This is a genomic window from Marinobacter xestospongiae, from assembly GCF_023156385.1.
In the GTDB taxonomy this organism is placed as follows: Bacteria; Pseudomonadota; Gammaproteobacteria; order Pseudomonadales; family Oleiphilaceae; genus Marinobacter; species Marinobacter xestospongiae.
In genome coordinates this window covers 1-12,610 of the sequence record NZ_JAKZAK010000012.1, presented here as the reverse complement: position 1 = coordinate 12,610, position 12,610 = coordinate 1, and the positions used below count along the sequence as shown (strand labels likewise).

The following is a 12,610-nucleotide window of genomic DNA, read 5'->3' as shown; positions in this document are numbered from 1 at the left end:
CTTGCCGGCATTGGCCCGTACGTCGTATCCGCTAAATCGGCGTCAAATCAACACGGCCTGATTTACAGCAGCTCGCCGTTAGTCTCGGTGGGTGCCTCGGCGGCAGCCTCTTTCTCTTTCGGGACCGGTTTGGGCATCAGCTTGTCACGAACCTTGGCTTCGATCTCGTGGGCCATCTCCAGGTTCTCTTCCAGGAACTTGCAGGCATTGGCCTTGCCCTGGCCGATCTTGTCGCCATTGTAGGCGTACCAGGCCCCGGACTTGTCAACAAAGCCTTCCTTCACCCCCATGTCCAGCACTTCGGCCATGTGGTAAATGCCCTTGCCGTACATGATCTGGAACTCAGCCTGACGGAACGGCGGTGACACCTTGTTCTTGACCACCTTGACCCGGGTTTCGTTGCCGACCACTTCGTCGCCATCTTTCACCGAGCCGATACGACGAATGTCGAGACGGACCGACGAGTAGAACTTGAGTGCATTACCGCCGGTGGTGGTTTCCGGCGAACCGAACATGACGCCAATCTTCATCCGGATCTGGTTGATGAACACCATCAGACAGTTGGCGTTCTTGACGCTGCCGGTAAGCTTACGCAGTGCCTGGGACATCAGACGGGCCTGCAGACCAACGTGGGAATCCCCCATCTCACCCTCGATCTCCGCTTTCGGCGTCAGCGCCGCAACTGAGTCGACAATGATCACATCCACCGCGTTGGAGCGTACCAGCATGTCGGCGATTTCCAGCGCCTGCTCACCGGTATCAGGCTGGGACACCAGCAGCTCGTCAACGTTGACACCCAGTTTCTCGGCGTAGACCGGATCAAGGGCGTGCTCGGCATCCACAAATGCACAGGTCTTGCCCTGCTTCTGGGCCTCGGCAATCACCTGCAGGGTCAGCGTGGTCTTACCGGAGCTTTCCGGACCGTAGATTTCCACAATCCGGCCATAAGGCAGGCCGCCAATGCCCAGCGCCACGTCCAGCCCCAGGGAACCGGTGGACACCGCCGGGATCGCTTCCCGCGGCTGGTCGCCCATTTTCATTACAGCGCCCTTGCCGAACTGGCGCTCAATCTGACTCAGCGCCGCACCCAGTGCTTTCTTGCGGTTGTCTTCCATTGTTGCCATGCCCTCTTTGAACTGGTGACCAAACGATAACAGCGGCAGGCGCCCTGAGTGCTCTCTACGTCGAGCGAGATCGAGCATCGATCCGGACCGAACATCGACCCAGCGCCAAACCTGTATATTTGCACAGTATTAAAACACACCCCGGAATCCAGACCAACCCCCGCTACTTTCCGATGCAAGCTGTCTTTCCCGAGGTGTTTGATCAAGGAGCCTCTGATTAACGCCGAATCGCCTCTGCGCGATCTGAGGGCTGTAGCTGCAAGGCGCGGCTCGCGGCCAATGGCCGTCGTCCTTGGCAAGGGTCGCAACGCCGCAGATGCAGCCCTCAGAGCGCGCCCTTCGGGGCCTTCAGAGCGATCCACACTCGGCGTTGCGACTTTTTGAAAGGCAACCAGCCTGTCTGCAAAGCCGCGTCTTGAGTGTGAACCGCTCTGAAGGCCAGAGGTGATCCGGCGTTAATCAGAGGCTCCTTAACCTTGCAAAAATTCAGTCACTGACTGCAATACATACAACACCGACTGGCGGCGAACCGCCTCGCGGTCGCCATCAAACCAGCATCGGGCGGTACGGATATCGTCCCGGGTCCCCCAGGCAAACCAGACCGTGCCGACCGGCTTCTGCACCGAGCCACCACCCGGGCCGGCCACCCCGCTGGTGGCCACCGCCAGATCAGTTCCGGTGACCTTCAGGGCGCCGGCCACCATTTCCCGAACGACCGGCTCGCTGACGGCACCGTGCGCCGCCAGACTGTCCGAGGTCACCCCCAGCAGACGCTGTTTGGCATCATTGCTGTAGGTGACCAGACCACTGTGGAGGTACACCGAGGACCCGGGGCGGTCCGTCAGCACCTTGGCAACCCAGCCGCCGGTGCAGCTCTCCGCGGTGGTGATTGTGAGTCCCTGATGTTCCAGCACACCGGCGAGGGTTTCCCCGGCCAGCCAGAGCTGTTGGTCGGTTGCGGTCATAGCCACCTCCTGAGTACCTGGATGGCCACATCATGCGTTATCCGACCAGCGCTGCCAACCGGGCCTGAAACGCCCGGCTCTGCTGGCAACGCACCAGAGCGGTCAGCTCCTCTGCCATGGCGGAATCGAACGTCGCCCGCGCCGGTCGCCGCAGCAGCGCCTTGGTGGCCAGCAGCGCTTCCCGGGGGGAGGCCGCCAGTTGCTGCGCCGATGCCATCGCCGTCGCAAAAGCGTCGCCCTTGTCGACCACATCGTTGAGCAGACCGGCGGCCAGTGCTTCCCTGGCATCAAACGCGCGCCCCTGCAACAACCACTCGCCGGCTTTCGGCAGGCCAACCAGAGCTGGCAGCAATGCCGTCGCCGCGAATTCGGGACACAAACCGAGCTGTACAAAAGGCATCTGGAAGCTTGCCCCCTCACCGGCATAGAGCAGGTCACAATGCAGCAACAGGGTGCAGCCGATGCCCACCGCAGCGCCTTCGACCGCCGCAACCACCGGCTTGGGAAACGCCGCCAGGGCGTACATAAAGCGATAGGCCGGGTGCTGGTCATCCCTGATCGGATGGCGAACAAAATCATCCAGGTCGTTACCGGCACAGAACCCCTGGCCCACGCCGGTCAGTACCAGCACCGCCACGTCGTCATCGTCCGCGGCCTGGTGCAGGTACGCCGTCAGCGCCCGGTAACTGGCCACATCCAGGGCATTCCGGCGATCCGGGCGGTTCAGCCGCAGCACCCCCACACCCTCGGCCCGATGGTATTCAATGGCGGTCATGGCTGCTGGCTCCCGGCATACTGATCGCGAAGGGCGCGCTTGAGCAGTTTGCCGGAGGTGTTCTTGGGCAGTCCGGTCACAAAGTGGACCGACTTGGGCACCTTGAACGGCGCCAGATGACCGCGGGCATGCTCGATCAGGGCGTCGGCGTCCGATTCCACACCGGGCCGGAGCACCACAATGGCGGCAATGGCCTCAATCCACTTAGCGTCCGGCACGCCGATCACCGCCACCTCATCGACATCCGGATGGGTGTAGAGCACTTCCTCCACGTCCCGGCTCGCCACCAGCACCCCGCCGGTATTGACGATGTCCTTGATCCGGTCAACGATCCAGATAAAGCCCTGTTCATCCCGGTAACCCAGGTCGCCGGAATGGAACCAGCCGCCGGCAAAGGCCTCCGCGGTCTCTTCCGGCTTGTCCCAGTACCCCACCATCAGCTGCGGCGAGCGATGGACCAGTTCCCCCTGCTCGCCCGGTCCGCAGTCCTCTCCGGTGGCCGGATTGACGATACGGGTCATCACATGGATTACCGGACGGCCACAGGACGCCGGACGCTCGCGGTGTTCCTCCGGCCGCAATACCGTCGCCAGGGGCGCAATCTCGCTTTGGCCGTAACAGTTGTACAGCCCGGACGCCGGCAACCGTTCCGCCAGCTCCCGCACAATCGGCTCCGGCATGATTGAGGCGCCATAGTACAGCTTCTGCAGATGCTGCAACTCCGCCTCCACAAACTGCTCGTGCCGCAGCAGTGAGATCCACACCGTGGGCGGGGCAAAGAAGCTGTTCAGCCGCTCATCCTTGAGCAAGCGCAGGATGATCTCCGGCGTTGGCGTGTCCAGTACACGGCTGAACGCTCCCACCAATAGCGAGGGCATGGCAAAGACGTGCATCTGCGCCGAGTGGTATAGCGGCAGCGCCGCCAGGCTGCGATCCCCGGCCTCGATGTCCAGGTGGTGAAGGCAACTGGTGTACTCCGCCATCAGCGAGCGATGGGTATGCATCGCCCCTTTGGGGTCAGATGTGGTGCCGGAGGTGTACAGGATCTGCACCACATCGGTGTCGCTCAGGTCCACTGCCGGCGCCTCGTCATTACCTTCGTCATCAACCCCGGCGCCGGCCACCGCCAGCACATCCAGATCGGCGGCGTCGCCATGGAGGCTTCCCAGCACGCGCAGCGACTGGCGATCACAGGCCGCCTCCAACTGCGCTTCCAGCACACCATCGAAGAACACCGCGGCAGCACCAGACTGCTGCAGCACATAGGTCAGCTCACGCCGGGTCAGCGAAAAGTTCACTGGCACATGAATCAGCCCGGCCCGGGTGCAAGCCAGCCACAGGATCAGATAGGCGTCTGAGTTCTTGCCATAGGCCGCGACGCGGTCACCTTTCACCAGGCCGGCGGCCAACAGCCGGTTGGCGACACGGTTAACGGCCCGGTTGAGGGCCAGATAGCTCCAGCTGCGGGACTGGAATGCCAGCGCCGGCCGGTCCGGACAGGTCTGGACGATCCGTTCCAGGGCATCGCCAATGGTGTTGCGGGTGGCGCCCTGGATCAGGGCTTCAGTGGACGTGGGCTGGTTCATTGCTTGCCTCAATTTGTTGTTGTCATCGGAAGCGCCAGCCAGAGAGCTGGCGTCAGGAACGCAATAGACTCATTAAAGAGGGAGTTGAACAGGGTTTGAATGACAGCGGCGGTCGTTTTTATTGATCAAACCGGCCAGCCAGACCACACTGGCGACAGATAACGCCGGATCTGGCCAGGCACAGAACCAGGACCACCAACCATGACATCACTGCCATACAGCCCCCAATCCAGCAGGGCTCACATTGCCAACCACTACCTTCGCGCCAGTATCAGTGGCGCCCTGGCACAGGGTGTTTCGGCCTCTGAGCTGCTGACGCAGGCCCATATTCCGGAAGACTGGCTTGATCAACCCGGCCACCCGGTCACCGAGCGCCAGCTGAGCGATCTGATCAAGGCGGTGTGGCGCTCCACCGGGGATGAGTTCATGGGGCTGGCGTCAAACCGCTGCAAACGGGGAGCCTTCTCGCTGATGGCAGAACTGGCCCAGAGCGCCAGCACCCTCGGCGGCATGCTGCACCAGTCGGCGCGGTTCTATTCCGCCATCGGCGATGACCTGGACATCGGCCAGGACGATCCCGGGACCGGCTCGCAGCTGTTCTACCGGCTGCACCTGCGCCATCGCGGCGAAGATCGCCACCACTTCCTGCAGGAATTCATCCTGCTGATGTGGCAACGTTTCGCCAGCTGGCTGGTGGGCCAGCAGATTCCCATCGCCGGCACTCGGCTCGCCTACCCGGCGCCACCCCACGCCGCGGAATACCACAGCATGTATCCCGGCGAACTGAGGTTTGATCAGCCCCGCTGCGGCTTCGTACTGCACCGGCGCTGTCTGCAACTGCCAATCGTGCGCACCAGTGCCGAGTTGCAGGCGTTCCTGGTCGATTGCCCGGCGGTGATCCTGCACCGGCCGCACCGGGACAATCGCCTCCACACCCGGCTCCAGGCCCTGCTTCAGCGTTACGATTTCGAGCACCTGCCCAGTCTGGAGAGCCTCAGCGACCAGCTACTGATGGCACCACGCACCCTGCGTCGACGGCTACGGGAAGAAGGCACGTCCCTGCGGCAGATCAAGGAAGGTCTGCGACGGGACTTCGCCCAGAAGCTGCTGGCCAACGAGCATCTCAGCGTGCAGGACATCGCGCTGCAGACCGGCTTCACCGAAGCCGCGGCGTTCTGTCGCGCCTTCAAGCGCTGGACCGGCCAGTCCCCGGCCCGCTGGCGACAGGGCGTTCGAACCGTCGAGAACGGTTGACGGGTAAAACGGTGAAGCCCCCTGCTCGTTTCATCCCGGCCGCAATTTTCTTACAATCCGCGGAGCCTTGACCGTCGCATCCCATCGCCTCGGTTCAGGAGCAGGCACCACAACATACATTGCGTCCGGATACCTCCATGTCAGCAGCCCAGAAAGACCTTCCCAAGCACACCCCGATGATGCAGCAATACCTAAAGATCAAAGGGGAACACCCCAATGAGCTGGTGTTCTATCGCATGGGGGATTTCTATGAGCTGTTCTACGACGACGCCAAAAAAGCCGCCGATATCCTCGACATCACCCTGACCGCCCGCGGACAGTCCGGCGGCCAGCCGATTCCCATGGCCGGTATTCCCTACCACGCGGCCGAGAACTACATCGCCCGCCTGGTGCGTACCGGCCAGTCCATCGCCATCTGTGAGCAGATTGGCGACCCGGCCACCAGCAAGGGCCCGGTCGAGCGCAAGGTGGTGCGGGTGGTAACCCCGGGCACCCTGAGCGACGACGCCTTCCTGGAAGACCGCCGCGACAACCTGCTCACCGCCATCTACAGCTACAAGGAGCGGTTCGGCTTTGCCACCCTGGACATCTCCAGCGGCCGCTTCGCCATCGCCGAGCTGGACGACCTGGAAGAACTCCGCGGCGAGCTGCAACGGCTGCAACCGGCGGAGATCCTGATCAGTGAAGACTTCCCCTACGATGAAGTACTGGAAGGCTTCAACGGCATCCGCCGCCAGGGCCCGTGGCTGTTTGAGGCCGACAGCGCCCTGCGGGTACTGACCCAGCAGCTGCAAGTAAAAGACCTCACCGGGTTTGGCTGCGAAGACCTGCAACTGGCCATCTGCGCCGCCGGCTGCCTGCTGCAGTACGCCCGCGAAACCCAGCGCACCGCCCTGCCCCACATCCGCAAGCTGACCCGGGAGACCCGTGACGAGGCGGTCATCCTCGACGCCACCAGTCGCCGCAACCTGGAAATCGACACCAACCTGATGGGCGGCAGCCAGCACACTCTGGCCTGGGTGATGGACCGCACCGCTACCGCCATGGGCGGCCGCCAGCTACGACGCTGGCTCAATCGCCCGCTGCGGGACGTACACACCGTGGAGCAACGGCAACACGCCGTCGCCGCGCTGCTGGACGGCTTCCATTACGAGCCGGTCCACGAAAGCCTGAAGGCGGTAGGCGATATGGAGCGCATCCTCGCCCGGGTGGCCCTGCGTTCCGCCCGCCCCCGCGACCTGGCCCGGCTGCGGGATGCCTTTCAGGCCCTGCCGGCGCTGCAACAGGCGCTGCAACCGGTCAACTCCGACCATGTGGTCAAGCTGGCCACCATCATCAGCGAGTACCCGGAACTGGCCGATCTGCTGGAACGGGCGGTGATCGATAACCCGCCGGTGGTGATCCGTGACGGTGGGGTGATCCGCGAGGGCTTCGACGAAGAGCTCGACGAGCTGCGCAACATCAGCGAGAACGCCGGCCAGTTCCTGCTGGATGTGGAAACCCGGGAACGCGAACGCACCGGCATCAGCACCCTGAAGGTGGGCTATAACCGGGTCCACGGCTACTACATCGAGATCAGCCGGGCGCAGTCGGACCAGGCGCCGGTGGACTACATCCGCCGCCAGACCCTGAAGAACGCCGAGCGCTTCATCACCCCGGAACTGAAAGAGTTTGAAGACAAGGCCCTGAGCGCCAAAAGCCGTGCCCTGGCCCGGGAAAAGGCACTGTACGATCAACTGCTGGAAACCCTGGCGGACAACCTTGCCAAGCTGCAGGACACCGCCCAGGCGCTGGCCGAACTCGACGTACTGGCCAACTTCGCCGAGCGGGCCACCAGCCTGCGCTTCTGCGCACCGGAGTTCCGCAACGACCCCGGCTTCGACGTGGAAGACGGCCGCCACCCGGTGGTGGAGCAACTGCTGAGCGAGCCCTACGTACCCAATAACCTGCTGATGGACACCAAGCGCCGCATGCTGGTGATCACCGGCCCCAACATGGGCGGTAAGTCCACCTACATGCGCCAAGCAGCGTTGATCGCCCTGCTGGCCTACACCGGCAGTTTCGTACCCGCCAACCGGGCGGTGCTGGGCCCGGTGGATCGCATCTTCACCCGCATGGGCTCCTCCGACGACATTGCCGGCGGCCGTTCCACCTTCATGGTGGAAATGACCGAAACCGCCAACATTCTCCACAACGCCACCGAACACAGCCTGGTGCTGATGGACGAAGTCGGCCGCGGCACCAGCACCTTTGACGGCCTGTCACTGGCCTGGGCGACCGCCAGCCACCTGGCCCAGGACATTCGCTGCTACACCCTGTTTGCCACCCACTATTTCGAGCTGACACAGTTGGCCGACCAGCTGGAGCACGCCGTCAACGTCCACCTCACCGCCACGGAGCACGACGACAGCATCGTATTCCTGCACAACGTCCACGACGGCCCCGCCAGCCAGAGCTATGGCCTTCAGGTGGCCAAGCTGGCCGGCGTGCCCCAGGGCGTCATCAGCAACGCCAAGGACCAGCTCAGACAACTGGAGGGCAGCGCCTCCCCAGCGCCCGTAGCCGAACCCGCGCCGGCAGCAGCACCCAAAGCGCCGGTGGAAACAGCTAAAAGCATCGTGCAGGGCGACATGTTCGCCAGCCTGGAACCCAGCGAGGCCGAACAACTCCTGGCCGCACTGGATCTGGACAACCTGACCCCCCGCGAGGCCCTGAACCAGCTTTATGAGCTCAAAAAGTTGATTTAGGCCACCTGCGCATATACTTATAGCGTCCCGACGCTTGCGACAGCGCGGGACGCTCCCTACAATATCGCGCAATTAAAAGAGCCCTGGCGCAGTGATCACTGCGCTTTCTCCACCCGGCCAAGCCTCAACGGCCTGCCGGCGCGAACCACGGGCTCGCAAATAATGGAGTCACCCTCCCCGGCCCCAGTGGCAGCTTCGGTTACCCAACGTTGACCGGGAGATGGCAGACCTCCAGTCTGATGAGATAGACCACCGAACCAGGGAACCGACTATGGCGTTTGTCGTTACTGATAACTGCATCAAGTGCAAATACACTGACTGCGTTGAAGTATGTCCGGTGGACTGCTTTTACGAAGGTCCGAACTTCCTGGTCATTGACCCGGACGAATGCATCGACTGTGCCCTCTGCGAGCCTGAGTGTCCCGCCGAAGCCATCTTCTCTGAAGACGAGCTGCCGGAAGATCAGGTCCAGTTCGTGGAAATCAACGCCGATCTGGCCGCCAAGTGGGACAACATCACCGAGAAGAAAGACCCGCTGCCAGACGCCGCAGAGTGGGACGGCAAGCCCAACAAGCTGCAATACCTGGAGCGATAAGGGCTTGCAGGCGGCTTGAAGCCAGCCAGCAATACAGAAAAGAAAAAGGGGTCAGAACCACGGTTCTGACCCCTTTTTCTTTGAATCGCCTACTACGAATCCCCCGCTACAGCAGAACACCGTTTCCTTTATAGGTTTCAGCTTGTTCGAGAACGCTGTAAGACGTAACCAACTCGTAGTCCGGAAACGTTATACCTTGCCCCTCGCTGACATGACCATCCAAAACAGCCACAAAACAGGCGTCCGGGTACTCAACAGCAACACATTTTAATGCAGCCTGTGCAGTCTCAGCTTGAACGTGATGACAGAAGGTTTGTCCGGAATCGTCATAAAACCCCAGAACCGAATAATCTTTCATTATCGTTTTGCACTCCCAGTTGGATGAAGGCGACAGCGAGAATCTGAAAATTATCCAGAAAGTTTACCTACCAGTCACTGGCGTTGCACGATGCGTAGTGGCTCCAAGGCCTGAGGGCTCACCACTTGTCCATCCTCCAGTTTTGATAGAGCACTTTCTCCAACACCAAGACGACAGTTTTTCGCTTTCAAAAAAAATGTCCCGGTCTTCGTCCAGAAACCTTATACAGACCCCCCAAATAGTTCAAATTCGTCCGATATTGTGGACTTTTAGGCTTGTAGCCATAACAAGCCTCTGGAAAAATAGATCTGTCACGCTTTTCGCGAACACGCGGCCATAACTAGCCCTTGGCAAAAATAGATCTGCCCGGTTTCTCATGTCGTGGATGGCTGTATCATTTAGGATTTTATAACGTGAAACTAATACTTTTTTTTGAGAGGGTTGAAACCCTGTGTTTTGACGGAAGCGCTCTTGTAGAATCAGGAAATATCTATTCTTTGCCTGAATCAAAACCCCACATCTACATGGCAGCAGATGTTGGCAGAAACTTTCATTCTTGGGTTCTCCATGGTTCTGGCACAGTCAGCTGCGGATACGATAGCTATAAAATCAAAGGAGGGGATGTTTATAGTTTAAAATCAAAGGATAGATTATTCTCCTATGACTTATACCCTCCGAGGGATATTGATGACTTTCGACTAATACCCTCTCCCGTAAAGGGAAATGAATTTCGAAAGGAGTTGGTAAAAGATAATGGAGAGAAAGTTGAAACAAATGTCTCCGCATACATTTCAAACGATTCGATTGTAGTATTCAACAAAAAGTCAAGGAGAAGCCCAGTAACGTTGAGCTGCATGGACTTAGAATTCAATGTTCTTTGGGAGAACGAAGACTACAAGTATGTAATGCACAGCCCTAGCAGGTTAGACTACAGCGGATTTAAATGCATCGGCAACACCTTTATCTTTGTTGCTGGAACGCGAAGCAATCAAATTGTTGCGTTGAATCGATCAACCGGAATAGAAGTCTGGAGTTATCAGGTGGATGAAAGCTGTGCTGACCATCACTTGATTCGCGAAGACTTGATTGTTGTTATAGGAAAGAAAACACTGCGCCTACTGGATCCTCTGACCGGCAAAGAGATCAACCGAATTTCGCTGCCGGAAGAGGGCTTTGCCTCAAATGTGGTGTTTGATGGTGAATACCTATATGTCTTTACCACCTATGACCCTACTATTCGCGTATACAACAAAACCGGCGACACCCTGGCTCATCAGTTATTGGCAGTACCAGAACCATATCAGTTTAACCCATTGGATGTGCCGACCTTGCTTGATGAGACATTTTATATCTCATTAAATTGTGCGTCTAAACCGAAAGATGCTTTATTAGTGGTCAGCAAAGCTGAGCTTCTGGGGCAGATGGAGCCGACTCTGGAATATGAAGAAAAACCTGCAATAGACGTGCAATGTGTGAAAGAGCCGGATGACTCTGAATATTATGACGTGACGGTGTGCGGCGATGATTTAGATCTCCTCTATCGGCACGCAGGTGTTGCCGCTCTCGATATTGTGGGTGAATATGGCAAAGGCCCGGATGAAAACCCCAATCGCAATGAAGACTTTAATGGCCTGATTAAAATCAAACTGGCCGGTATTCCTGTGGATAATCGTAATGATAAAGATTTGGAGCGGTTAGCTTATCAAGTTGAGCGTGCAGCTAAAGATAGCTATTTCAATGCCGGCATTCGCGCCGTTCGGGCTGAATGTGAGTGGCTGGACTAAAACGGGAGCGATGCTTTAATGAGTGAGATGAACTTAGCCTTTCGCGTCACCTTTATGGATTTGGAGTCTGCAGTTGCTTGCAAACACTTCATCAGAGCGTGGCGCGATGGTAAACAATCATTGGGTGAGCTATCAACGGCGTTTTCTGATCGCTTGCCAGAAGCTCTGGCATTAGCTGAGCGCCTGGAAGAAGCATTTCCTGATGGTCTGATGTCTACAACCATAACGTTTGAGGGCAATAGACATACAATGTTCTATTACTCAATTGGCGGAAACGATGGCATCGAAAAACGACATTTATGTCGCCTGCTGTGTGGTTGGTTGGCTAACATGGATGCAGTTACGCAGGTGGTACAGCGCGAAAGTGGTGATAACGATGCTTTCACAGTGTATCAAGACGGAAGCATGGAAGAACTTTGCATATTTGAAGATGGCCGCCTGATCGATTGGCTACTGGCTCAAAGTGATGAGATCTTGCCGGTATCCATTTACGATTTGCCGGTGCTATTTCTTAAGTATCAAGGTGATCTTCAGGCGGCGATGGAAGCTGAGCAGGGTTAACCCCGACGCATTAATCCAATACGCGGCCATAACGAACCCTAGGCAAAAATAGATCTGCCCGGTTTCTCATGTCGTGGATGGCTGTATCATTTAGGATTCTAAAACGTGAAACTAATTCATTTTTTTGAGAGAGTTAGAACTCTGTATTTTGACGGAAGTGTTCTTGTAGAATCAGGAAACATCTATTCTTTGCCTGAATCAAAACCCCACATCCACATGGCAGCAGATGTTGGCAGAAACTTTCATTCTTGGGTTCTTCATGGTTCTGGCACTGTCAGCTGTGGATACGATAGCTATAAAATCAAAGGAGGGGATGTTTACAGCTTAATATCAAAGGATAAATTATTCTCCTATGACTTATACCCTCCGGAGGATATTGGTGATTTTCAACTAATACCCTCTCCCGTGAAGGGAAATGAATTTCGAAGTGAGCTGGTAAAAGATAATGGGAAAAAGGTTGAAACACGTTCCGCGGCATATCTTTCAAGCGATTCCATTGTTGCATTCAACAAAAAGGCAAGAAGAGGCCCAATAACGTTGAGCTGCATGAATTTAGAGCTCAACATTCTTTGGGAGAATGAAGACTACAAGTATGTAACGCACAATTCTCACAGGTTAGATTACAGCGGTTTTGAATGCATTGGTGATACTTTCATTTTTGTTGCTGGGTCATACAGAAATCAGATTGTTGCGCTGGATCGATCAACCGGAACAGAGGTCTGGAGTTATCAGGTGGATGAAAGCTGTGCTGACCATCACTTGATTCGCGAAGACTTGATTGTTGTCCTGAAGTCAAACAATAAGTGCAGCACCACTCGTTGGTAGTGCCCCGGAATATTCTCCCCAGAACACCTCCGCCGG

The 12,610-nt window shown here is 57.7% G+C and carries 11 protein-coding genes; 6 read left to right on the top strand and 5 right to left on the bottom strand.

Features of this window, described 5'->3' with window-relative positions; genetic code table 11:
- Nucleotides 1–62: 62 nt before the first annotated feature.
- The 4 genes from recA to MLD24_RS09815 all read right to left on the bottom strand — a co-directional run bounded on the left by recA (nt 63) and on the right by MLD24_RS09815 (nt 4,450).
- Entirely contained in the window at nt 63–1,115 is a 1,053-nt protein-coding gene (gene recA / locus MLD24_RS09830; protein WP_248166563.1) for a recombinase RecA, read from the bottom strand.
- A gap of 479 nt (nt 1,116–1,594) precedes the next feature.
- Nucleotides 1,595–2,089 (bottom strand): CinA family protein, encoded by a 495-nt coding sequence (locus tag MLD24_RS09825; protein ID WP_248166499.1) that lies wholly within the window; start codon nt 2,087–2,089, stop codon nt 1,595–1,597.
- 37 nt (nt 2,090–2,126) lie between these two features.
- A complete protein-coding gene (locus tag MLD24_RS09820; protein ID WP_248166498.1) occupies nt 2,127–2,864 on the bottom strand; it encodes an enoyl-CoA hydratase-related protein in 738 nt (245 codons plus the stop codon).
- Entirely contained in the window at nt 2,861–4,450 is a 1,590-nt protein-coding gene (locus MLD24_RS09815; protein ID WP_248166497.1) for a fatty acyl-CoA synthetase, read from the bottom strand. Before MLD24_RS09815 ends, MLD24_RS09820 begins: the two co-directional genes overlap by 4 nt.
- 201 nt (nt 4,451–4,651) lie before the next feature.
- Between MLD24_RS09815 and MLD24_RS09810 the strand changes: the two genes are divergently transcribed.
- The 3 genes from MLD24_RS09810 to fdxA all read left to right on the top strand — a co-directional run bounded on the left by MLD24_RS09810 (nt 4,652) and on the right by fdxA (nt 9,046).
- Nucleotides 4,652–5,704, top strand: coding sequence for an AraC family transcriptional regulator (locus MLD24_RS09810; RefSeq protein WP_248166496.1), 1,053 nt, complete (start codon nt 4,652–4,654; stop codon nt 5,702–5,704).
- A 137-nt stretch (nt 5,705–5,841) separates the two neighbouring features.
- Complete coding sequence (gene mutS / locus MLD24_RS09805) at nt 5,842–8,451, top strand: DNA mismatch repair protein MutS (protein ID WP_248166495.1); 2,610 nt, start codon at nt 5,842–5,844, stop codon at nt 8,449–8,451.
- 271 nt (nt 8,452–8,722) lie between these two features.
- Complete coding sequence (gene fdxA, locus MLD24_RS09800) at nt 8,723–9,046, top strand: ferredoxin FdxA (protein WP_227171925.1); 324 nt, start codon at nt 8,723–8,725, stop codon at nt 9,044–9,046.
- 106 nt (nt 9,047–9,152) lie between these two features.
- On the opposite strand, the gene MLD24_RS09795 is transcribed toward fdxA, so the two are convergent.
- Complete coding sequence (locus MLD24_RS09795) at nt 9,153–9,404, bottom strand: hypothetical protein (RefSeq protein ID WP_248166494.1); 252 nt, start codon at nt 9,402–9,404, stop codon at nt 9,153–9,155.
- 413 nt (nt 9,405–9,817) lie between these two features.
- Between MLD24_RS09795 and MLD24_RS21670 the strand changes: the two genes are divergently transcribed.
- The 3 genes from MLD24_RS21670 (at nt 9,818) to MLD24_RS21665 (ending at nt 12,574) form a co-directional block, all read left to right on the top strand.
- Nucleotides 9,818–11,188, top strand: coding sequence for an outer membrane protein assembly factor BamB family protein (locus MLD24_RS21670; RefSeq protein ID WP_248166493.1), 1,371 nt, complete (start codon nt 9,818–9,820; stop codon nt 11,186–11,188).
- Between the two features lie 18 nt (nt 11,189–11,206).
- On the top strand, nt 11,207–11,749 hold the full coding sequence (locus tag MLD24_RS09785; protein WP_248166492.1) for a hypothetical protein: 543 nt from the start codon (nt 11,207–11,209) through the stop codon (nt 11,747–11,749).
- 105 nt (nt 11,750–11,854) lie between these two features.
- Nucleotides 11,855–12,574: a PQQ-binding-like beta-propeller repeat protein gene (locus tag MLD24_RS21665; RefSeq protein ID WP_248166491.1), complete on the top strand. Its 720-nt coding sequence runs from the start codon at nt 11,855–11,857 to the stop codon at nt 12,572–12,574.
- Nucleotides 12,575–12,610: the final 36 nt, after the last annotated feature.